The sequence below is a fragment of the Thalassospira sp. genome (assembly GCF_030690045.1).
Taxonomy (GTDB): Bacteria; Pseudomonadota; Alphaproteobacteria; order Rhodospirillales; family Thalassospiraceae; genus Thalassospira.
In genome coordinates this window covers 120,243-139,272 of sequence record NZ_JAUYHK010000014.1, presented here as the reverse complement: position 1 = coordinate 139,272, position 19,030 = coordinate 120,243, and the positions used below count along the sequence as shown (strand labels likewise).

Genomic DNA, 19,030 nt, shown 5'->3' with positions numbered 1-19,030 from the left:
TTTCGGGCCCGGAAAATCATCCGGGCCCGAAAACGCCGTATGTGCAAAATTACTGACGGAAGGCGTCAACAATCGCCTGGCCTTCGGCACCGGCTTCGGCAAGCCAGTCGGTGACCATGGTTTCACCTACCTTTGACAGACCGTCTTTCAGATCAGCGCTGGGTGCGGCAACTGTCATGCCGTTATCGGCCAGAACTTTTTTCTGGGCGTCGGTTTCGGCAACGCTCATTTCCCAGCCACGGGTTTCGGCACGGGCTGCGGCATCCAGAACCGCCTGCTGGGTTTCTGCCGACAGGGCGTCAAATGCCTTCGCATTGACGATCACCATGTTTTTCGGAAGCCATGCCTGCACGTCATAGAAATTGCTGACAAAATCCCATGCCTTGGAATTGGCACCGGTAGAGGGCGATGTCATCATCGCCTCGACAATACCGGTGGCAAAGGCGGTCGGGATTTCGGGCACTTCAACCTGGGTCGAAACCATACCGGTCAGATCGGCCAGCTTGGAGGTCGCGCTGTTATAGGCGCGAAACCGGATACCCGACAAATCGGTAACCGAATTGACTTCCTTGCTGGTGTAAAGCCCCTGGGATGGCCATGCGACGGCATACAGAACCTTCAGGCCTTCGGCGGCCAGTTTGGCCTCGATCGTCGGGCGCGAGACCTGCCATAATTTCTGTGCCTGATCATAGCTGGTGGCAAGGAACGGAATGGCATCAAGATTATAGATCGGATCTTCGTTTGCCAGTAACGAAATCAGGGTTTCACCGGCCGGAACCAGACCGCGCTGCACCGACCGTTTGATGTCCGGATGCTTGAACAGCGACCCGCCCGAATGCACAGTGATTTCAAGATCGCCATTGGTGGCTTCTTTAACGTCCTTGGCAAATTCGATGATGTTCTGGGTGTGGAATGTCGCGTCGGGATACGGAGTCGCCATATCCCATTTATCGGCGGCAAATGCCGCACTTGTCGAAAGGGTAAATGCCGCAATGGCGGCGGTCGAAAGCGCTTTTTTAAACATTTTTGATGTCTCCCGTTTTTATGTTGCGTGGTAGCCTTCCCACAAAACGGTCACATTTTATCGGTAATTTGTCAATGTTATTTCATGGCAGATATGCGTAAAGCGGGCAACTTATGCTCACATTGCGCCCTCTAAACCACCCAAGCAATTGATCAGAAACAATATTTACTTTTCTGCCAGAATAGGAAAAGCCGTAAGCAGCGGAAACTGCTTGCGGCTTTTGACGTCGAAAAAACAGAATCGGATCACATCGCACTGGCAGCCCGCGATGCCTGATCGTAAACCCCCGACAGGGCACGCAGGGTTTTGGCGACATCGCCAACCTCGGCATGGTTGATGCCCAGCCGCTGAAAGGTTTCAATCAGGCAGGCCTCGCGAACTTCGCGGTATTTCTCACACATTTCGCGGCCTTCTTTGGTGGTGCCATAATGCACTTCCTTGGCGCGTTTGACCCCGTCAACCAGCCCGATCTTGCGCAGTTTTTTCAGGGCATAATTGACCAGATGGCTGTCTTCGACATTCAAAACGAAACAGACTTCCGACAGGCTTTTTTCGCGTTCGCGGGAATTGACATTATGCAGCACCAGAATATCAAGCACCGACAAATCGGGCATCCCCGCCGCCCGCATACAGCGCACAACCCAGCGGTTAAAGGCATTGCCCGACAGAATCAGGGCAAATTCCAGTTCCGACAATTCCACCGCCCGTTCGGACACCAGATGCGACGAAGACACAATGCGCGGTTTATCAGCCATGACGTTCCATACCCCAAATGTCTGCCCGAAATTTATGTCCTTCGGACCTTGAAAACATATTATCGGGATTTTACTTTACAAAACATCCAACAAACAAGGGATAAAAGACCCATTATTGACGACAAATCGTTATCAAACTAACGATATCAATCTCGAAGGCCCGGCTTCCCGGCATTCCGGGCTTTGACCGCGCCCGGCTCCCGGTGTACATCATCATGAAACGACATCGCACAGACAGGACGACAGGAAACCGGCATGAGCATCTGGGGCAAAATCATTGGCGGTACGGCCGGTTTCGCATTAGGCGGGCCGTTAGGTGCCCTTCTGGGAACGGCGGCGGGACATGTTGTGGATCGCCTGCATGCCAAAGGCAGCCTTGAGTCCGCCAGACAGGGCGGATCCTATAAGGGGCCGTGGGGAAATGGCGGCGGAGGAACCGGTGATGCCGATCCGCGTCAGGTCGCCTTTGCCACCGGTGTCATTGTGCTGGCGGCGAAAATGGCCAAGGTTGATGGTCATGTCACCCGCGATGAAATCAATGCCTTCAAACGCGCCTTTAACGTTCAGCCCCACGAAATGCCCGAAGTCGGTCGTATTTTTGATCAGGCCCGTACATCGGCCGATGGTTACGAACCCTATGCAAGGCAACTGGCCGTCCTGTTTGCCGGGGAACGCGCCATGCTGGAGGATATCCTTGAGGCCCTGTTTCAGATTGCACTGGCCGATGGCGCGTTGCATCCCGCCGAACAAGCCTATTTACGCAATATTGCGCGCATTTTCGGCTTTGCCGATATCGAGTTTGACCGGGTTCATCAGGGCAATATCCATCCGCAGGATTGCGACCCTTATGGTCAGATCGGCATGCCGCGCGATGCCAGCAATGACGACCTTAAGGCCGCCTACCGCAAACTGATCCGCGAAAACCACCCCGACACCCTGATCGCCAAGGGCATGCCCGAAGAATTTGTCACCCTTGCCACCGAGAAAATGGCCCGCATCAATGCCGCATGGGATCAGATCAGCAAGGAGCGCAATATGCGTTGATCCGCTTTCTGCCCCACACGACAACAGCATTCAGGCACAACCTATCGAGCCAGAATTTGTGCGGCTTCCCTTGTCCGGAACACCGCCCCGGCAACAAGTTCAGCAGTCAGCTTGATGTTTTCGATATTGCGTGAAAAGCCATCTACGGCTTCTGACATATTCTGCATATTGCCAGATACATCCTCGGTAACGGCACTTTGTTCTTCGACGGCTGCCGAGATCATCGTGACATTATCGCGCACCGTTTCAACCGAATTGCGGATCGACTTCAGCGAAGCAACCACTTCGGTTGTGATGTTCTGGATGCCATTGATTTCCAACGCAATTTGTTCTGTCGCACGGGCCGACTGATTGGCCAGATTTTTCACTTCATTGGCGACCACGGCAAAACCCTTGCCCGCCTCGCCCGCACGGGCAGATTCAATTGTGGCATTCAAAGCAAGAAGGTTAATCTGACCGGCAATATTTCGGATCACCTCGACAATCCCGCCCATCGCAGAAACGACTTCAGCCATGCGCTGTGTTGATGAGTCTGCGGAAACAGCCTGATCAAACATTTGTTCCGTCGCGGTCCGTGATTGCGACATATTCCGGGAAATTTCTGCAATCGATGCCGATAATTGTTCTGCACCGGCGGCAACAGTCTGCACATTGACCGCCGTTTCACTGGACGCCGAAAAAGCCAATCCGGCCGAACCACCCAGTTGTTCAATCGAGGCATCAATTTCGGTGAAATTATTGTCAATCATCGATTTAAGTTCGACCAGCAAATTGATCTGATCTGTAATGTCAGTGGCGAATTTTGTCACTTTCACCGGCTTGCCATTCGGGTCAAGGATCGGATTATACGATGCTTCGATCCAGACAATCTTGCCATTTTTGCCGATACGCTTGAACTGGGCTGCCTGAAATTTACCTGCGTTCAGTTCTTTCCAGAAATTTCTGTATTCCGGACTGTTGCCATAGCCTTCCTCGACAAACATGCTGTGGTGTTTGCCGACGATTTCATCTGCACGATATCCCATTACACTCAGAAAATTCTCATTTGCCTTCAGAATCGTGCCGTCCATTTCAAATTCGATGACAGCCTGTGATTTGGAAATTGCGTCGGAAATGCCTTCCAGTTCGGCTTGTCGCATTCGCGAGGCTGTAATATCGCTGGCGAATTTGATCACCTCGACAATCCGCCCCTTGCGGTCAAACACCGGGTTATAGGATGCCTCAATCCAAACGGCCCCTCCACTCTTTGCCAGGCGTTTGAACTGGGCCGCCACATAATTTCCACGGTTCAGTTTTTCCCAGAAGGCGGCATATTCCAGACTGTCACGATAATTCGGCTCGACAAACATGCTGTGATGTTTGCCAACGATTTCATCTGCACTGTATCCCATCAAACTGCAAAAATTACCGTTTGCGCTCAGAATTGTACCGTCCAGCGTAAACCGGATGATTCCCATTGATAAATCAAGAGCTTTCATAACCTGCTCTCCATCAATGGTCGTTCCGGTAGCTTTTTTACCAAAAAAATCCATCACAAACCCCACACCTAAAGAAACAATAACTATCCTTAGGTATATATTCTAATTCTGTGGGAAAATATCCCCGTTTGGGGAGTATCAATCAACCACCGGAACATGCTCCACCGCACCGGGGCGCATGATTTCCCTTGCATGGAATCGTGATTTGCGGTTTCAGATGCCCACGCGCATTTGCTTTTCACCGGTTATTCAGGTTTTTCATGGCTCCGCCTCTTTTGAACATCAATGACATCCGCCTGACATTTGGCGGCAACGATCTGTTTTCCGACGTTTCGTTTGCCATTGGCGAACGGGACCGGCTGTGTCTGGTCGGTCGCAATGGCAGTGGCAAATCAACCCTGCTGAAAATCATTGCCGGTGAAATCGAAGCCGATGGCGGCGAACGTTTTGTCCAGCCGGGCTGCAAGGTTGCCTATCTGCCGCAGGACCCGAAATTGTCGGGTTATGCGACGGTTGAGGAATATGTGCTTTCGGCCCTTGATGATCATGAAGAAGATTATGCCTATCGCGCTGCCATTCTGCTGGATGAAGTCAAACTGGACCCGACGACCGACCCGACCACCCTCTCGGGCGGGGAAGGCCGCCGGGCGGCAATTGCCCGCGCCCTGATTGCCGATCCGCAGATTTTGTTGCTGGACGAGCCGACCAACCATCTGGATTTGCCCACGATTGAATGGCTTGAAGGCGCGATCAAAAGTTTTCGCGGCGCTATTGTCGTGATTTCACATGACCGGGCATTTTTGAACGCGGTTTCCAACGGCATCTTGTGGCTGGATCGTGGCGTGATGCGCCGCACCGACCAGAATTTCAGCAAATTTGAAGACTGGTCAGAAGAAGTTTATCGCAAGGAATCCGAAGAACGGGCCAAGCTCGATAAACTGATCGCCCAGGAAACAGTATGGTCGGTACAAGGCATTTCAGCCCGGCGCAAACGCAATCAGGGTCGCCTGCGCCGCCTGTATGACATGCGCGAAACCCGGTCTGAACAAACCGCCCGTCAGGGCAATGTATCCCTTGCCGCCGATACGGGCAGCACATCGGGCAAGGTGGTGATCGAAGCCACCGACATTGCCAAATCATGGGGCGATACCGTTATTCTGGACGGTTTTTCCACCCGCATTCTGCGCGGCGACAAGGTTGGCGTGATTGGTCCGAATGGCGCGGGCAAAACAACCCTGTTGAAATTGCTGACGGGGCAGATTGCACCCGATAGCGGCACGGTCAAAATCGGCACCAATCTGACGCCCAGCTATTTCGATCAGAAGCGGGTGGCCCTGGATGACAGTGTGACCTTGTGGGATACCCTGTGCGATGTTGGCGGCGATCAGGTGATGGTGCGCGGCAATCCGCGCCATGTCGTCAGTTATCTGCGCGATTTCCTGTTTGATGAAAAACAGGCCCGCAGCCCGGTGGGCGCACTTTCGGGCGGCGAACGTAACCGGTTGTTGCTGGCCAAACAACTGGCCAAGCCGACCAACCTTCTGATCATGGACGAACCGACCAACGATCTGGATATGGATACGCTGGATCTGTTGCAGGAAATGCTGTCGGATTATGAAGGCACCCTGCTTCTGGTCAGCCATGATCGCGATTTTCTGGACCGGGTGGTAACATCCTCCATCGTCATGGAAGGCGATGGCAGTGCGGTAGAATATCCCGGCGGTTATTCCGATTATCTGGCACAACGCAAGGAAAATGCCATCGAATTCAGCCGCGCCAAACCGGCCCCAACCGGCAAGAATGTCGCCAAGAATGCAGCGGAAAACAGCGCCAAAGCCAAAAGCAGCGGCAAGATGAGCTATAAGGACCAGCGCGAATATGACGTGCTGCCGGGCAAAATCGCCGGGCTTGAGGCCGAAATCGCCGATATCGAAGCCGCCCTGTCCGATGGCAGCCTGTTTACCACCGATCCGGCATCCTTCCAGAAAAAGGCCGACCGCCTGATTGCGGCACGCCACGATCTGGAAAGCTGCGAGGAACGCTGGCTGGAACTGGAAATGCTGCGCGAAGAACTTGGGCTGGGTTAAAATACTCATTCCAGATATTCTGACAGAATACCCCTTTGTGCCGGAGAAACGGGCATGCCTCTTAACGCTATCCTGATGTCGCTTGCCGTTGCCGTGATCTGGGGCATCAATATGCTGACGGTCAAAGGCGCGGTGGCCGAAATTCCGCCTTTGATGCTGACCGCGATCCGGTTTGGGGCGGTGGCCCTGTTGCTGGTGCCGTTTACCCGGTTACCGTCGGGCCGCCTTGGGCGGCTGGCGATTTTATCGGTGGTGTTTGGCACCTGTCATTTCGGGGTGTTGTTTGTCGCGCTGGCTTTGCTGGATGCCGGGCCGGTGGCGATTATTGTCCTGCTGGGGGTGCCGTTTTCATCAATGCTGGCGACCTATTTCTTCAATGACCGGCTGGGCTGGAAACGTCTGTCGGGCATGGCGCTGGCCTTTATCGGGGTGACCCTGATGTTCTGGGATCCGGCAATGGCGGAATTGAAATTGCCGTTATTGCTGGTGGTGTTTGCCGCCCTGATGTGGGCGGTTGCCAATGTGATGATCAAGAAACTGGGTCAGATCGACACCTTTCAACTCAATGGCTGGATCGGTCTGATGGCAGCCCCGCAATTGCTGATCCTGTCGCTGATCATGGAACCCGGTGCGACCCAGGCCGTGCTGAATGCCAGTTGGATGGCGTGGGCCAATCTAAGCTTTACCGTTATCATGTCCTCCATCGTCGCTTATGGTTTCTGGTATCATTTGTTGAAAACCCATGATGTCAATCAGGTGGTGCCGTGGTCGTTGCTGGCCCCGGTGATCAGCGTCACCGGATCGTTCCTGATTTTTGACGAACCGATGGGGTTGATGAAAATTATTGGCGGGGCAACGGTTCTGGCCGGGGTGGCCGTGATTATCCTGCGCAAGCCGCCACAACGCCGGGAACAGGGAATGGGGTGATCCCGTCATGCACCTGATCAACCATCCATCCCCCAATTTCGGGCCGCGTCCCGATGGGGCGGAAATTGATATTCTGGTGTTGCATTATACCGGCATGCGAACCGGTCAGGCCGCCCTTGACCGGCTGTGCGACCCGCAATCCATGGTGTCCTGCCATTATCTGGTCGAGGAAGACGGACGGGTTTTCAAACTGGTGGATGAAGACATGCGCGCATGGCATGCCGGGCGCGGTATCTGGCAGGGGTGCGAGGATGTCAATTCCCGATCCATCGGCATTGAAATCGTCAATCCCGGTCATGAATTTGGTTATCGCCCGTTTCCTGATATCCAGACCAGCGCCGTGATCAATTTGTGCCGCGATATTTTATCGCGCCGTGCAATCCCCTCGGACCGGATCATCGCCCATTCCGATATGGCACCCGACCGCAAGGAAGACCCCGGCGAATTGTTTCCGTGGGCGCAACTGGCGCAACACGGCATCGGACTTTGGCCCGCACGGCAAGACACGCCGCATGGCGCGGGCAATATCGCCGATATCGATGCGATGTTGATCCGTCTGGGATATGGTCCGGCACAGAGTGATAAAAACCGGGTGGCATTTCAGCGCCACTGGCGGCCATCAAATATTGATGGCAAAGCCGATCAGGCCTGCGCCGATATTCTGGCAGGCCTTCTTGCTGCCCGCGATCAATAGGCCTTGGTTGCCGGATGGATTTTTTCCATCAGGGCAGATGTCACCGGCGTCGAACTGCGACTGATATAGCGTTGAAAACCGATCTGACTGAAACCCAGATGTTTGTAATAGATCCGGTCAATCATCCCGGTCTGCGACAGGGTTTCCATTGCCCGGTTATAATCCGTCATCACACCGCCCAAAGACGGTATCAGGCGCAGGAACTGCTGGTCAATCGAGATGGCAGGCATGACAATTCGGATCCCCGCCGGACTGACCATCGGGTCGCGGCCAAAATGCAGGCTGGCAAGATCGCGAAACACCACATCGACATGGCGTTTTTGTAACATCTCAATCCCGTGGGCATTTTCGGCAACATCCACCGGGATCATGTCCTGATTTTCCGTCAGGCTGACGGGGTAATCATGCCCGGCCACTTTCAGCCAGTTCGCCCCGGCGAACATATCCATCGCCCGTGACGCCCCATGCCGAAAGTCTTCTCGCACCAGCGCGACCAGCACCCGGCTGACCACGGAACGATCCGCGACCAGCAATTTCAGGGCATCATAATCATCCCCATGATCCAGCAATATGCCATCAAAAATGCCATAGCGAATGCCGAAATAACACCGGGCACGCGGCATCTGGAAAAATTCGGCATGATGCCCGGCTTCATTCAGGGCCATTTGCGTCAATTCAACCGCAAGCCCGGTCGCCCCGGCCCCGTCGTCATAGGCATAAGGGGCCCAGCGATCATAACACAGACGCAATTCCGCGCCCTGCACCCGCAGGGAGGTCAGACCGATCAGCATCAAGGCACAAAATGCGATTACAAAACGATGCATGCCAAATCCCGGAACTGTGCAAATTATAATAACATGAAACCGCAGATACTATCCTTTTGAGGGGGATGCAACAGACCATAAAGCGGGGCTTTCATGCGTATTCATCATACTTAAGGATAGACTGCTGCCAACCCACGGCAATCCCTGCTTTTTCTTGACCGCGACCGATTGTTGGCGTACATCCGCGCTCACCAGATGGCTGGATGGCCGCCCCTGATCTGCTTGCAGAAAGGGGGAGGAAAGTCCGGGCTCCACGGAAACACGGTGCCAGATAACGCCTGGCGGGGGCGACCCCAGGGAAAGTGCCACAGAAAGCAAACCACCGGATCGCGCAAGCCATCCGGAAAGGGTGAAAGGGTGCGGTAAGAGCGCACCGGTCCTTCGGTAACGCGGGACGCATGGTAAACCCCACCGGGAGCAAAACCTAATAGGAATGGCCGGTCGGACGGTTCGCCGTTGACGACAGGTGCGTTTCCGCACTGTCATTCGGGTTGGTTGCAGGAGGCGTTTGGTGACAAACGTCCCAGATGAATGGCCATACACCGCGCTTCGGCGCGGGGACAGAACCCGGCTTACAGGCCATCTGGTATTTTTTCAGCGCAACGGCAGCAAGCAGAAGTACCTTAACCGCGTTCGGCAATCGATTGCGCGAAATAGGCGTCGGTTTCTTCTTGGGTCTCGGTGGCGTCCCCCACCGCGAGTTGGTCCTTGATGATCTGGCCCAGTGTCGGGAATGTTTTGCGGTCAATCCGGGTTTCCGGGTCCCACAGCCGGGACCGCATCAGCGATTTGGCGCAATGGATAAAGGCCTCGGTCACGGTGATTTTCAAAACGGTCTGTGGCAGTTTGCCGGTATCGGCAAACTGATCAATCAGTTCCGGGTCATCGTGAATGGCGGCAAGACCATTCACCCGCAGGGTTTCATTGATCCCCGGCACCAAAAACAGCAAACCGATTTCGGGATTTTCAAGAATATTGCACAGCGTATCAATGCGGCGATTCCCGGGGCGATCCGGAATCAGCAGCGTTTTATCATCCAGAACCCTGACGAAACCCGGCCCATCTCCGCGCGGGCTGACATCGGCAGACCCGTTTACCCCCGCCGAGGAAATGACGGCAAACGGGGCAAGTGCAACAAAATGGCGACAATGCACATCCAGATGATCAAGCTGCTTGCGGATCGCAAGTTCAAGCGGCGAACCGTATATGGCGCGTAATTTTTCAGTTGTATCGATTTTTGCCATTTGGAGCCTCCGTCAAAGTTTGCGGGGCGCAGACTGCGTCATCACGGATTGCAAGTCAATCGCATTGCATATCCATCAGGATATCATCCACATTCCGAATTTTGGCAAATTCCCCTTTCAGGCTGGCGAGATGCACATCATGGACCGTCTGCGCGGGAATGACCGTGCCATCCTGTGCCTTGCGGTCAAATGCATAACAGGCATCAGCAGCCAGTGTGACGTCAAAACCAAGATTCCCGGCCATCCGGGTGGTGGTATTGACGCAATGATCGGTCGAAATCCCGCACAGAACAAGGCGTGTCATGCCCCGCATCCGCAAATCGGCCTCCAATGTTGTGCCGATAAAGGCCGAATTGACGTTTTTGGCATAGACGGCCTCGCCCGCCTGCGGCATCACGCGTTCTTCAAACCCGTTGCCGGGATGATCGGGATGCAGGCGCGATTGCGGCGTTTCGGAATCATGGCGCACATGAATAACCGGCCATCCCCACCCCCGCCAGCCCACCAATAACCGTCGGGCATTTTCAAGCGCATCGGGATTGTTGCGATTGCCCCAATAATCAAGGTCGCGAAACCCGGTTTGCCAGTCGATCAGAACAAGAACCTGCATGTTTGTATCCTTCAAAGGGCATGAACACGCTGATAGACTATCAAATGCCGATATGGCATAAATGACATTATGCCCTTAAATCATGCCAAACCCCCTGTCACAACCGCCCGACGGATTGTCTTTGTCCTGACACCCGGCACGGTGTTACTGGATGTGACCGGCCCGTTACAGGCCTTCCACGAAGCCCGTCAGGCCGACAATCATACACCCTGTTACGAAATCATTATGGCATCGGTGCCGGGCGGGCCCGTGATCACCGATACCGGCATTGCCCTTGATACCATCACGCTGGATCAGGCGGCAGAACATCCGATCCATACCCTGATTGTCGCCGGATCGGATGAACATCATATTGCCCTGTCCGATCATTCCCTGATGGCATGGCTGGTAGCGCAACGACCCAAAGTCAAACGGGCTGCCTCGATCTGCATCGGGGCATTTTTACTGGGAACCGCCGGGTATCTGGATGGACGACGGGCGGTAACGCATTGGCGCTGGTGCGAACGGTTACAAAACCATTGCCCCAAAGCCCGCATCGAACAGGACCCGATTTTTGTGCAGGATGGCCCTGTCTGGACATCGGCAGGGGTGACAACGGGGATTGATATGGCAATCGCGATGATCGAACAGGATCTGGGCCATGACGCCGCCCTTGCCGTCGCACGCAGCCTGATTGTTTTTATCAAGCGCCCCGGCGGGCAATCACAATTCAGCCTGCCACTACAACGTCAAAGCCATGACCGCTCCGGGCGGTTTGACGCCCTGCATGTCTGGATGCAAAGCCATTTGCAGGCACGGTTAAGTGTCGAAGACCTTGCCGCACAGGCCCATATGAGCCCGCGCAACTTTTCCCGCGCCTATCATCGCGACACCGGACTTAGCCCGGCAAAATCGGTGGAACTGATGCGGCTTGAGGCCGCCCGCCATCATCTTGAACAGGGCGATACCGGCATTGCCCAAATCGCCACCTTATGCGGCTTTGGCGATGACGAACGCATGCGGCGCTGTTTTGTCAAACATTTGGGTGTCGCCCCCACCGATTACCGGAACCGGTTTAAAGCCAGCCTTTCCGCCTGAAATACCATAACGGCAAAACGGCAGAGAGGATCATCAGGACAATCGCCGCAGGATAACCGTAATCCCATTGCAATTCGGGCATGATCTCGAAATTCATGCCGTAAATGCTGGCAATCAGGGTCGGCGGCAAAAAGGCGGCGGCGGCGACCGAGAAAATCTTGATGATGTTGCTTTGTTCGATATTGATCAGGCCCAGCGTCGCATCCAGAAGGAACGTCACCTTGTTGGCGATAAAATTGGCATGTTCGGTGATGGATAAAATATCGCGCGACAAGGTTTTAAGCCTCGCCTTGGCATCTTTTTTAAACCGGACCTGGGTGGATAGAAACAGGGCAACGCGATTGAGATTCAGCAAGCTGTCCTTGGCCTTGCTGCCAAGGTTTCCGGCCCGACCAATCTGACGCAGGATTTCGTGATGGCCGCGATCTCGGGCCTCGGCATCCCTGGCAAATAACCGGTTTGAAATTGCTTCCAGATCGGCCACCGAAAGTTCCATGATATCAGCCAGCCGATCAACAATTTGTTCCAGCAGGCCCAGCAATACCCCCTCCGACGAACTGGCAAGGGCGGCATGGCGTTCGACCTTGCGCAGGAAAATCTTGAACGGCACCGGATCGGCATAACGCACCGTGATCAGGGTTTTCCGAACCAGAACAAACGTCACTGCCGTTGTTTCCGGTTCACTGCTTGACGCCCGATTCAGCACAGATACCGTCATAAACAACGCGCCGTCTTCTTCATACAGCCGCGACGAAAGCTCAATTTCCTGCATTTCCTCGCGGGTCGGCAGGACAATGCCAAAACGATCCTGTACCGACTGGATTTCATCGGAACCCGGTTCATGCAAATCAATCCAGACAGGCACCGTGGCACGCAACGGGGCCGGTTTTTCGGGTGTCGCCCCGCCCTCACTCCCGGGTGGTGTTTCTGCCGGGTCCGGGGTGGAACGCACCGGTGCGTAAAATTCGTTGCTGTCCATTTGCGGCCTCCGGGTTGGTCTGCGTGGCTGCTTTATTGACGGGGTGCGGGGCTTTTGTCACCCCTTCTGTGATGACAGTTTTTTAAAACGGCAAAACCGTTTGAAAGGCAAAGGGCGTGATACCGGGATCATCGCCACGCTTTTCGTCAAAATTTTGGGCAGCATGGTCCATGAATTCATCTTTGCTGATCATCTTGTCACCATTGGTATCAAGGGTGGCAAATAGCAATTCCAGCCGCCGCGATTCCGTCCGCAGCCGTTGCCGGTTGGCCTCGGCCGTGCCGGGCAGTTGTTCGACGGCGGAAAATTCGCGCATCACCAAAACACCGTCCCCATTGATATCACGCCGCCGGAACATCCATGCAGCATAGCTGGCGGCTTCATCCGCGCTGATTTTACCATCCAGATCAATATCAACCGGATGATATTGCTGCCGGTAAATCTGCACCTGTTCGGGAACAGCCTGCGGCAATGCAACGCCGGGTGGCGTGACACCGGGAACGGACGGCACCGCAAGCCCCGGAATACCCGCCCCGTTCAGACCGGCAGCCCCCCCCACCCCGAACTGTTTCAGCAAATCGGGATTATCCTGCAATTGCTGCATTAACAGCGGCAAAAGCTGCCGCATGGCCGGGGATACCGAACCCGGCGCACCTTCACTGTCTTCCAGTCCGTCAAATCCGCCGCCGGACTGGGCATGAACCGACAGTGGCAGGGCCATCCCGATCAGGAAAATGCCCCGCAAAATTAACGATATAACAGGGTTTATGCGCAAAACTGGGGTCCGATCTATTGTTTGATCCCCTTTATCCATACGATTCCGGAACCCGGCACGCAACATCCCATTGTCCCATCAAAACCCATCGGGCGGCAAATCGCCCCCGTATCGTTCACCCGCAAGAACGACGCCATGGGATTTTATGGGAAAATCCAGAAAAACACCTGAAAACTCGGGCCCGACAGGATTTTTTCATTCCAAATGCGGTTTTCAAAGCCCTTGGAAGACCGCCAATTTTGGCCATACACACCATTGGATACCCATGAATTCCCATTGACCCCCATCATAGCCCATGTTACCCCATTATAGATTACATCGGCGATGTATGCAGGGTACGACCGTCCGGACCGGGATTTCAGGTAAACAAATCCTTAAGACCGGCGGTCCTTGATCAGGGGAATTGCCGCCGTGCTGTTCACAGGAACGCACATTCACAAACTGGATCGAAAAGGGCGCGTTTCCGTGCCCAAACGGTTCCGTGCGGCCCTTGAAAGCGAAACCTTCGCCGGTATTTATCTGTATGAATCGCCCAAACAGGTCGCCCTTGAAGGATGCAGCGAAAGCCACATGGAACGCATTGCAGCCTCCCTTGATGCGCTGGATATGTTTTCCGACGAGGCCGACGACCTTGCCGACACCATTCTGGGTGCATCGCACATGCTGCCGTTTGATGGCGAAGGCCGGATCATCCTGCCGCCCGAACTGATCGAATTTGCCCAAATCACCGATCAGGTCGCCTTTGTTGGCCGGGGCCGGACGTTCCGCATCTGGAACCCCGATATTTACAAGCCGCTGCAAACCGCCAGCCGCACCCGCACCCTTAATCGCGGCTCAACCCTGAAGCTGGGTCCGTTCGTCGCCCCCGCCAAACCGGCAACCCATACCCCGCCGTCAGAGGAGGATGCGTCATGACCATGCGCAATCTTCCCTTTGATCCCGGCCCCGACAATCCGCACAAGCCGGTTTTGCTGCGCGAGGTACTGGATGCCTTGCAGCCCACAGACGGCGATATCATGGTGGATGGCACATTTGGCGCAGGCGGATACAGCCGCGCCATTCTTGATGCGGCCCCGTGCGTTCTTTATGCGATTGATCGCGACCCGTCAGCGGTTGCCACCGGCAAGACGATGGCCGCCCAATATCCCGGACGGTTCCACATGATCCAGGGATGCTTTGGCGATATCGGGCAGCTTTTGCCCGCCAATGACGCCCCGAAGGTCGATGGCATTGTGCTGGATATCGGCGTGTCGTCGATGCAACTGGATCAGGCCGAACGCGGATTTTCGTTCCGCGAGGACGGCCCGCTCGATATGCGTATGTCGATGTCCGGTCCGACCGCGGCCGATTTCATCAATACTGCCGCCGAAGAAGACATCGCCAATGTGATTTACCGCTATGGCGAGGAACGCGCATCGCGCAAGGTCGCGCATAAAATCATTGAAATGCGGCAGGAAACACCCTTTGCCACCACATCGCAATTGGCCCGTGCCGTGCGGTCGGTGGTGCGCAAATCCAAGGATGGCATCGATCCCGCCACCCGGACATTTCAGGCCCTGCGCATTCATGTCAATGACGAACTGGGCGAACTTGACCGCGCCCTTTTGGCGGCCGAAACCCTGCTGAAACCCGGCGGGAGGTTGGTCGTTGTCACCTTTCATTCGCTGGAAGACCGGCAGGTCAAAACCTTTTTCAAGGAACGGTCCGGCGATCCGTCGAAAATGTCGCGCCGCCTGCCCGGAGAACCCGAAATTGCCGTGCCGACCTTTGGCCTTGTGCATCGCAAGGCGGTGACCGCACAAAAGGACGAATTGCGCGCCAATCCCCGGTCACGTTCGGCAAAACTGCGTGCCGCCATCCGCAATGACGTTCCGGCAGGAGGGAAATCATGACCCGCCTGATGACGTTTATGTGGCTGGCGATGACGGTACTGATCGGGGTCGGCACCTATTGGGTATCGCATGAGGTCGATCTTCTGGAACGCGAATATGCCAGCATACAGTCGCGCATTGTGTCGGAACAGGAAACCATCCATGTTCTGGATGCGGAATGGAGCTATCTGAACACGCCGCAGCGGATCGAGGATCTGAGTAACAGCTATTTGCAACTGGCTCAGATTCAACCCCTGCAAATGGCCAGTATTAATGATCTGCCAGCCGACAATGACATGCATTTGTACCGGCTTGATAAATTTGGCGAAGCCGTAAAATTCCTGCCTGTGCCGCGCGCCCGGCCCGGCGAACTTGCCACCGACGAAGCCGCCGAAAGCATGATCATCAACGCCGCCCCGGTTGGTATCCCTGAACGACAAGGGGGCCAGCCATGAGCTTTTTGCGTTTTTCATACTGGCTGCGCGGCGACCGCCCGGAACTGGGCCCGGATCAACGCGAACGCCATGCGCTGGAAACCGCGCGCAACCGCATTTTCATTACCGGCGCGATGTTTACCATCGGGTTTTTGTGGATTTCAGGGGGGCTGATCAACGCCACCATCCTCAAACAGGGCAATGAACCGCGTGTTGCCTCGGGCACTGATACCCGCGAACTGAAAACCGAACGCGCCGATATTGTCGATCGCAATGGTATGTTGCTGGCAACCGATTTGCCGACGTCATCGCTATATGCCGATGCCCGTGTGATCAAGGACCCGGTTGGATCGTCCGATCTGTTGCGCACCGTTCTGTCGGAACTTGATCGCGACACTCTGATCCGGCAACTAAGTTCGGGCAAACCCTTTGTCTGGGTGCGCCGCAATCTGACCCCGGAACAACAATATGAAGTCAATGCGCTTGGCATTCCCGGTCTGAATTTTCAGCGCGAAGAACGCCGCGTTTATCCGCAGGGTCGGCTGTTTGCCCATGCGCTGGGCTTTACCGATATCGACAACAACGGCATTGCCGGGATCGAACGTAAATTCGACAATGAACTGCGCGTCAATAACGGCCCGCTCAGTGTCTCGCTGGATATCCGGGTGCAGCATGCCCTGCATACCGAAATTGAAACCGCGATGAAAACCTATGATGCGGTTGGCGGTGCCGGATTGGTGATGGACGTCTATACCGGCGAGGTTCTGGGCATGGTTTCCCTGCCCGATTTCGACCCGCACCGCCCCGGACAGGCTCCGGCAGATGCCCGGTTCAACCGCACGACACTGGGCGTTTACGAACAGGGATCGACCTTTAAACTGTTTAACACTGCCATTGCTCTTGATACCGGTTCGGTGCAGTTGAATTCGATGTTCGATGCCTCGCAACCGCTACGGATCGGGCGTTTTGCCATCAATGACTATCGCGGTGAAAATCGCTGGTTATCGGTGGCCGAAATCATCAAATACAGCTCGAATATCGGGTCGGCCCGCATGGCGATGAATTTCGGCACCGAAACGCAAAAGCAATATTTTAAAAAATTCGGGTTGCTGGACCCGGCCCGCATCGAACTGCCTGAAATCGGGTCACCCCTGATTCCCAATCCGTGGCGTGATGTCAACACCATGACCATTTCGTTCGGTCATGGCCTTGCCGTCACCCCGTTACAATTGGTGAATGGCATTTCGGCCCTGGTCAATGGCGGTATTCGCCGCCCGGCCACGATTATCAAACAGGACGGCGCACCGGCGGGTGAACGGGTGGTTTCAGCCCAGACATCCGAAATGATGCGCCGTCTGATGCGACTTGTCGTAACCGAAGGTTCCGGCAAAAAAGCTGAAGTTCCGGGGTATTTCCTTGGTGGGAAAACCGGGACGGCAGAAAAACTGGTGAACGGGCGCTATGTCAAGAACGCCCGCATCTCGACCTTTGTGGCCGCCTTTCCGATGAACGATCCGAAATATGTGGTCGTTGTGACGCTGGACGAGCCCAAAGGCACAAAAGAAACGTATGGTTTTGCCACCGCAGGCTGGGTTTCAGCCCCGGCGGTCGGCAAGGTGGTGACACGTATTGCGCCCCTTTTAGGGGTTGAACCGGCGAATGCGAGGGCGCCGGAAATAGAGCAAGCGTTGCGGTTGGATCTTCGCTCAGGGGAACGCAATCTTGCGTCTTTCTAAGCTCATGGCAGGTGATCAGGCGGCATTGAAACATGCCCGCGGACAGGACCCGGATATTACCGGCCTGACCGCCGATTCTCGCACAGTCAAGGACGGCTATCTGTTTGCCGCCCTTGCCGGTGCCCGCGACGACGGGTCAAAATATATTGCCGACGCCATCAAACAGGGTGCGGCAGCGATCCTGACGAAAACCGGTGAAAAGCCGATGGCAACCACGGTGCCGTTGATCCCGGTAGAAAATCCGCGACAACGCTATGCGCAGCTTGCCGCCCGGTTTTATGGCAAACAACCCGATACCATTGCCGCCATCACCGGCACCAATGGCAAAACATCGACCGCCATTTTCACCGAACAGCTATGGACCCTTCTGGGTCATTCGGCGGGGTCCATCGGCACCCTTGGCATTCGGGCCGCCGGGGCCAAAATTCCCGGTTCACTGACAACGCCCGATCCGGTTGCCCTGCATCAAAGCCTGTCGGAAATGGCCGATATCGGCGTCAATCATGTCGCGATGGAAGCCAGTTCGCACGGGCTGGACCAATATCGTCTGGACGGGGTGAAAATCAAGGTCGCGGCCTTTACCAACCTGACCCATGATCATCTGGATTATCACGGCGATTTTGACAAATATTTCGCCGCCAAGGCCCGCCTGTTTATCGATCTTCTGACCAAAGATGGCACTGCGGTTCTCAATGCCGATGTACCGCAATTTCCGCTTTTGCGCACCATCTGCGAAGGCCGTAATATCGATATTCTGTCTTATGGCAAAAATGCCACCGGCATTATTCTGCAAGAAGCAAAACCCGATGCCATCGGCACCAAAATCAAACTGACCATCGAAAACGGCGACTATTCCGTGCATTTACCGCTGATGGGGAATTTTCAGGTGATGAATGCGCTGGCGGCCCTTGGCATTGTCATTGCGTCGGGGGCCGATATTGATGCCGCCGTCATCGCCCTTGAAAAACTGCAAGGGGTTCGGGGTCGGATGGAAATGGTTGGTAAAACCAAATTCGGCGCACCGGTCTTTGTTGATTACGCCCATACCCCCGATGCCTTGGAAACAGTTTTGCGGGCGGTGCGCCCTCATTGCAAGGGCCGCATCATTTGCGTCTTTGGCGCAGGCGGTGACCGCGACACGCGCAAACGCCCGGAAATGGGTCGTGCGGTCAAGGAAAATGCCGATATTGCCATCATCACCGATGACAATCCGCGCAGCGAAGACCCGGCGAAAATCCGCGCCGCCATCAAGGCCACCTGTGAGGGCAGCGTTGAAATCGGCGACCGCGCCGAAGCGATCAAGCGCGGCATCGGTATCCTGCAACGCAACGATATCCTTATTATTGCCGGAAAAGGCCATGAAAGAGGCCAAATTGTCGGCGATACCGTTCTGCCCTTTGATGATGCCGCGATTGCGCGCAACATCCTTTTGGGCGGAAACTGATTTTAAAACAACGGCATGACTGCCGTT

Annotated in this window: 18 protein-coding genes and 1 other RNA gene; 11 read left to right on the top strand and 8 right to left on the bottom strand. The window is 55.1% G+C overall.

Going from position 1 to position 19,030, the window contains the following annotated elements; genetic code table 11:
- Window positions 1–49: 49 nt before the first annotated feature.
- Together Q8O73_RS11105 and Q8O73_RS11100 are read right to left on the bottom strand one after the other, a co-directional pair.
- On the bottom strand, window positions 50–1,024 hold the full coding sequence (locus Q8O73_RS11105) for a TRAP transporter substrate-binding protein (protein ID WP_305558225.1): 975 nt from the start codon (window positions 1,022–1,024) through the stop codon (window positions 50–52).
- A gap of 245 nt (window positions 1,025–1,269) precedes the next feature.
- Window positions 1,270–1,779 carry a winged helix DNA-binding protein gene (locus Q8O73_RS11100; protein WP_305558224.1) on the bottom strand — a complete coding sequence of 170 codons (510 nt, stop codon included), beginning with the start codon at window positions 1,777–1,779 and terminating at the stop codon, window positions 1,270–1,272.
- 255 nt (window positions 1,780–2,034) lie between these two features.
- Here Q8O73_RS11100 and Q8O73_RS11095 point away from each other — a divergent pair, with 255 nt between their 5' ends.
- Window positions 2,035–2,823, top strand: coding sequence for a TerB family tellurite resistance protein (locus Q8O73_RS11095; RefSeq protein ID WP_305558223.1), 789 nt, complete (start codon window positions 2,035–2,037; stop codon window positions 2,821–2,823).
- 41 nt (window positions 2,824–2,864) lie between these two features.
- Here Q8O73_RS11095 and Q8O73_RS11090 read toward each other — a convergent pair whose 3' ends face one another.
- Window positions 2,865–4,301, bottom strand: a complete 1,437-nt coding sequence (locus tag Q8O73_RS11090) for a PAS domain-containing methyl-accepting chemotaxis protein (RefSeq protein WP_305558222.1) — start codon at window positions 4,299–4,301, stop codon at window positions 2,865–2,867.
- A 260-nt stretch (window positions 4,302–4,561) separates the two neighbouring features.
- Here Q8O73_RS11090 and Q8O73_RS11085 point away from each other — a divergent pair, with 260 nt between their 5' ends.
- The 3 genes from Q8O73_RS11085 to Q8O73_RS11075 are packed head-to-tail and all read left to right on the top strand — an operon-like array spanning window position 4,562 to window position 8,009.
- Window positions 4,562–6,388, top strand: a complete 1,827-nt coding sequence (locus tag Q8O73_RS11085) for an ATP-binding cassette domain-containing protein (RefSeq protein WP_305558221.1) — start codon at window positions 4,562–4,564, stop codon at window positions 6,386–6,388.
- A gap of 54 nt (window positions 6,389–6,442) precedes the next feature.
- Window positions 6,443–7,315, top strand: coding sequence for a DMT family transporter (locus Q8O73_RS11080; protein WP_305558220.1), 873 nt, complete (start codon window positions 6,443–6,445; stop codon window positions 7,313–7,315).
- Between the two features lie 7 nt (window positions 7,316–7,322).
- Window positions 7,323–8,009, top strand: coding sequence for an N-acetylmuramoyl-L-alanine amidase (locus tag Q8O73_RS11075; protein WP_305558219.1), 687 nt, complete (start codon window positions 7,323–7,325; stop codon window positions 8,007–8,009).
- Here Q8O73_RS11075 and Q8O73_RS11070 read toward each other — a convergent pair.
- Complete coding sequence (locus Q8O73_RS11070) at window positions 8,003–8,833, bottom strand: hypothetical protein (protein ID WP_305558218.1); 831 nt, start codon at window positions 8,831–8,833, stop codon at window positions 8,003–8,005. The two genes, Q8O73_RS11075 and Q8O73_RS11070, sit on opposite strands and share 7 nt — an antisense overlap.
- A 191-nt stretch (window positions 8,834–9,024) precedes the next feature.
- Here Q8O73_RS11070 and rnpB point away from each other — a divergent pair.
- Window positions 9,025–9,424, top strand: an RNA gene (gene rnpB / locus Q8O73_RS11065) — RNase P RNA component class A.
- 32 nt (window positions 9,425–9,456) lie between these two features.
- Here rnpB and Q8O73_RS11060 read toward each other — a convergent pair.
- The gene (locus Q8O73_RS11060) at window positions 9,457–10,077 is read right to left on the bottom strand and encodes a pyridoxamine 5'-phosphate oxidase family protein (RefSeq protein WP_305558217.1); all 621 of its coding nucleotides are present in this window, start codon (window positions 10,075–10,077) and stop codon (window positions 9,457–9,459) included.
- Between the two features lie 55 nt (window positions 10,078–10,132).
- Window positions 10,133–10,687, bottom strand: coding sequence for a cysteine hydrolase family protein (locus Q8O73_RS11055; RefSeq protein WP_305558216.1), 555 nt, complete (start codon window positions 10,685–10,687; stop codon window positions 10,133–10,135).
- 69 nt (window positions 10,688–10,756) lie between these two features.
- On the opposite strand from Q8O73_RS11055, the gene Q8O73_RS11050 reads away from it, so the two are divergent.
- Window positions 10,757–11,764 (top strand): GlxA family transcriptional regulator, encoded by a 1,008-nt coding sequence (locus Q8O73_RS11050; protein ID WP_305558215.1) that lies wholly within the window; start codon window positions 10,757–10,759, stop codon window positions 11,762–11,764.
- Here Q8O73_RS11050 and corA read toward each other — a convergent pair.
- Together corA and Q8O73_RS11040 are read right to left on the bottom strand one after the other, a co-directional pair.
- A complete protein-coding gene (corA, locus tag Q8O73_RS11045) occupies window positions 11,742–12,743 on the bottom strand; it encodes a magnesium/cobalt transporter CorA (protein ID WP_305558214.1) in 1,002 nt (333 codons plus the stop codon). The genes Q8O73_RS11050 and corA overlap by 23 nt on opposite strands.
- Before the next feature lie 82 nt (window positions 12,744–12,825).
- Window positions 12,826–13,464 (bottom strand): EF-hand domain-containing protein, encoded by a 639-nt coding sequence (locus Q8O73_RS11040; protein WP_305558213.1) that lies wholly within the window; start codon window positions 13,462–13,464, stop codon window positions 12,826–12,828.
- Between the two features lie 465 nt (window positions 13,465–13,929).
- Here Q8O73_RS11040 and Q8O73_RS11035 point away from each other — a divergent pair, with 465 nt between their 5' ends.
- The 5 genes from Q8O73_RS11035 to Q8O73_RS11015 are packed head-to-tail and all read left to right on the top strand — an operon-like array spanning window position 13,930 to window position 19,003.
- Window positions 13,930–14,433, top strand: coding sequence for a division/cell wall cluster transcriptional repressor MraZ (locus tag Q8O73_RS11035; RefSeq protein ID WP_305558212.1), 504 nt, complete (start codon window positions 13,930–13,932; stop codon window positions 14,431–14,433).
- Window positions 14,434–14,435: 2 nt separating this feature from the next.
- The gene (gene rsmH, locus Q8O73_RS11030) at window positions 14,436–15,410 is read left to right on the top strand and encodes a 16S rRNA (cytosine(1402)-N(4))-methyltransferase RsmH (RefSeq protein ID WP_371135081.1); all 975 of its coding nucleotides are present in this window, start codon (window positions 14,436–14,438) and stop codon (window positions 15,408–15,410) included.
- Entirely contained in the window at window positions 15,407–15,844 is a 438-nt protein-coding gene (locus tag Q8O73_RS11025) for a hypothetical protein (RefSeq protein WP_305558210.1), read from the top strand. The genes rsmH and Q8O73_RS11025 overlap by 4 nt, the downstream gene beginning before the upstream one ends.
- Window positions 15,841–17,559, top strand: a complete 1,719-nt coding sequence (locus tag Q8O73_RS11020; protein ID WP_305558209.1) for a penicillin-binding protein 2 — start codon at window positions 15,841–15,843, stop codon at window positions 17,557–17,559. The genes Q8O73_RS11025 and Q8O73_RS11020 overlap by 4 nt, the downstream gene beginning before the upstream one ends.
- A complete protein-coding gene (locus Q8O73_RS11015; protein ID WP_305558208.1) occupies window positions 17,546–19,003 on the top strand; it encodes a UDP-N-acetylmuramoyl-L-alanyl-D-glutamate--2,6-diaminopimelate ligase in 1,458 nt (485 codons plus the stop codon). The genes Q8O73_RS11020 and Q8O73_RS11015 overlap by 14 nt, the downstream gene beginning before the upstream one ends.
- Window positions 19,004–19,030 lie beyond the last annotated feature (27 nt).

Bases quoted from the DNA above. Each gene is read 5' to 3' on its own strand.
- Q8O73_RS11050 (WP_305558215.1), top strand. From the start codon at position 10,757: ATGCCCTTAAATCATGCCAAACCCCCTGTCACAACCGCCCGACGGATT.
- corA (WP_305558214.1), bottom strand. From the start codon at position 12,743: ATGGACAGCAACGAATTTTACGCACCGGTGCGTTCCACCCCGGACCCG.
- Q8O73_RS11025 (WP_305558210.1), top strand. From the start codon at position 15,407: ATGACCCGCCTGATGACGTTTATGTGGCTGGCGATGACGGTACTGATC.
- Q8O73_RS11075 (WP_305558219.1), top strand. From the start codon at position 7,323: ATGCACCTGATCAACCATCCATCCCCCAATTTCGGGCCGCGTCCCGAT.
- Q8O73_RS11060 (WP_305558217.1), bottom strand. From the start codon at position 10,077: ATGGCAAAAATCGATACAACTGAAAAATTACGCGCCATATACGGTTCG.
- Q8O73_RS11100 (WP_305558224.1), bottom strand. From the start codon at position 1,779: ATGGCTGATAAACCGCGCATTGTGTCTTCGTCGCATCTGGTGTCCGAA.
- Q8O73_RS11095 (WP_305558223.1), top strand. From the start codon at position 2,035: ATGAGCATCTGGGGCAAAATCATTGGCGGTACGGCCGGTTTCGCATTA.
- Q8O73_RS11020 (WP_305558209.1), top strand. From the start codon at position 15,841: ATGAGCTTTTTGCGTTTTTCATACTGGCTGCGCGGCGACCGCCCGGAA.
- Q8O73_RS11090 (WP_305558222.1), bottom strand. From the start codon at position 4,301: ATGAAAGCTCTTGATTTATCAATGGGAATCATCCGGTTTACGCTGGAC.
- Q8O73_RS11105 (WP_305558225.1), bottom strand. From the start codon at position 1,024: ATGTTTAAAAAAGCGCTTTCGACCGCCGCCATTGCGGCATTTACCCTT.
- Q8O73_RS11070 (WP_305558218.1), bottom strand. From the start codon at position 8,833: ATGCATCGTTTTGTAATCGCATTTTGTGCCTTGATGCTGATCGGTCTG.
- Q8O73_RS11040 (WP_305558213.1), bottom strand. From the start codon at position 13,464: ATGGCCCTGCCACTGTCGGTTCATGCCCAGTCCGGCGGCGGATTTGAC.
- Q8O73_RS11055 (WP_305558216.1), bottom strand. From the start codon at position 10,687: ATGCAGGTTCTTGTTCTGATCGACTGGCAAACCGGGTTTCGCGACCTT.
- Q8O73_RS11080 (WP_305558220.1), top strand. From the start codon at position 6,443: ATGCCTCTTAACGCTATCCTGATGTCGCTTGCCGTTGCCGTGATCTGG.
- rsmH (WP_371135081.1), top strand. From the start codon at position 14,436: ATGCGCAATCTTCCCTTTGATCCCGGCCCCGACAATCCGCACAAGCCG.
- Q8O73_RS11085 (WP_305558221.1), top strand. From the start codon at position 4,562: ATGGCTCCGCCTCTTTTGAACATCAATGACATCCGCCTGACATTTGGC.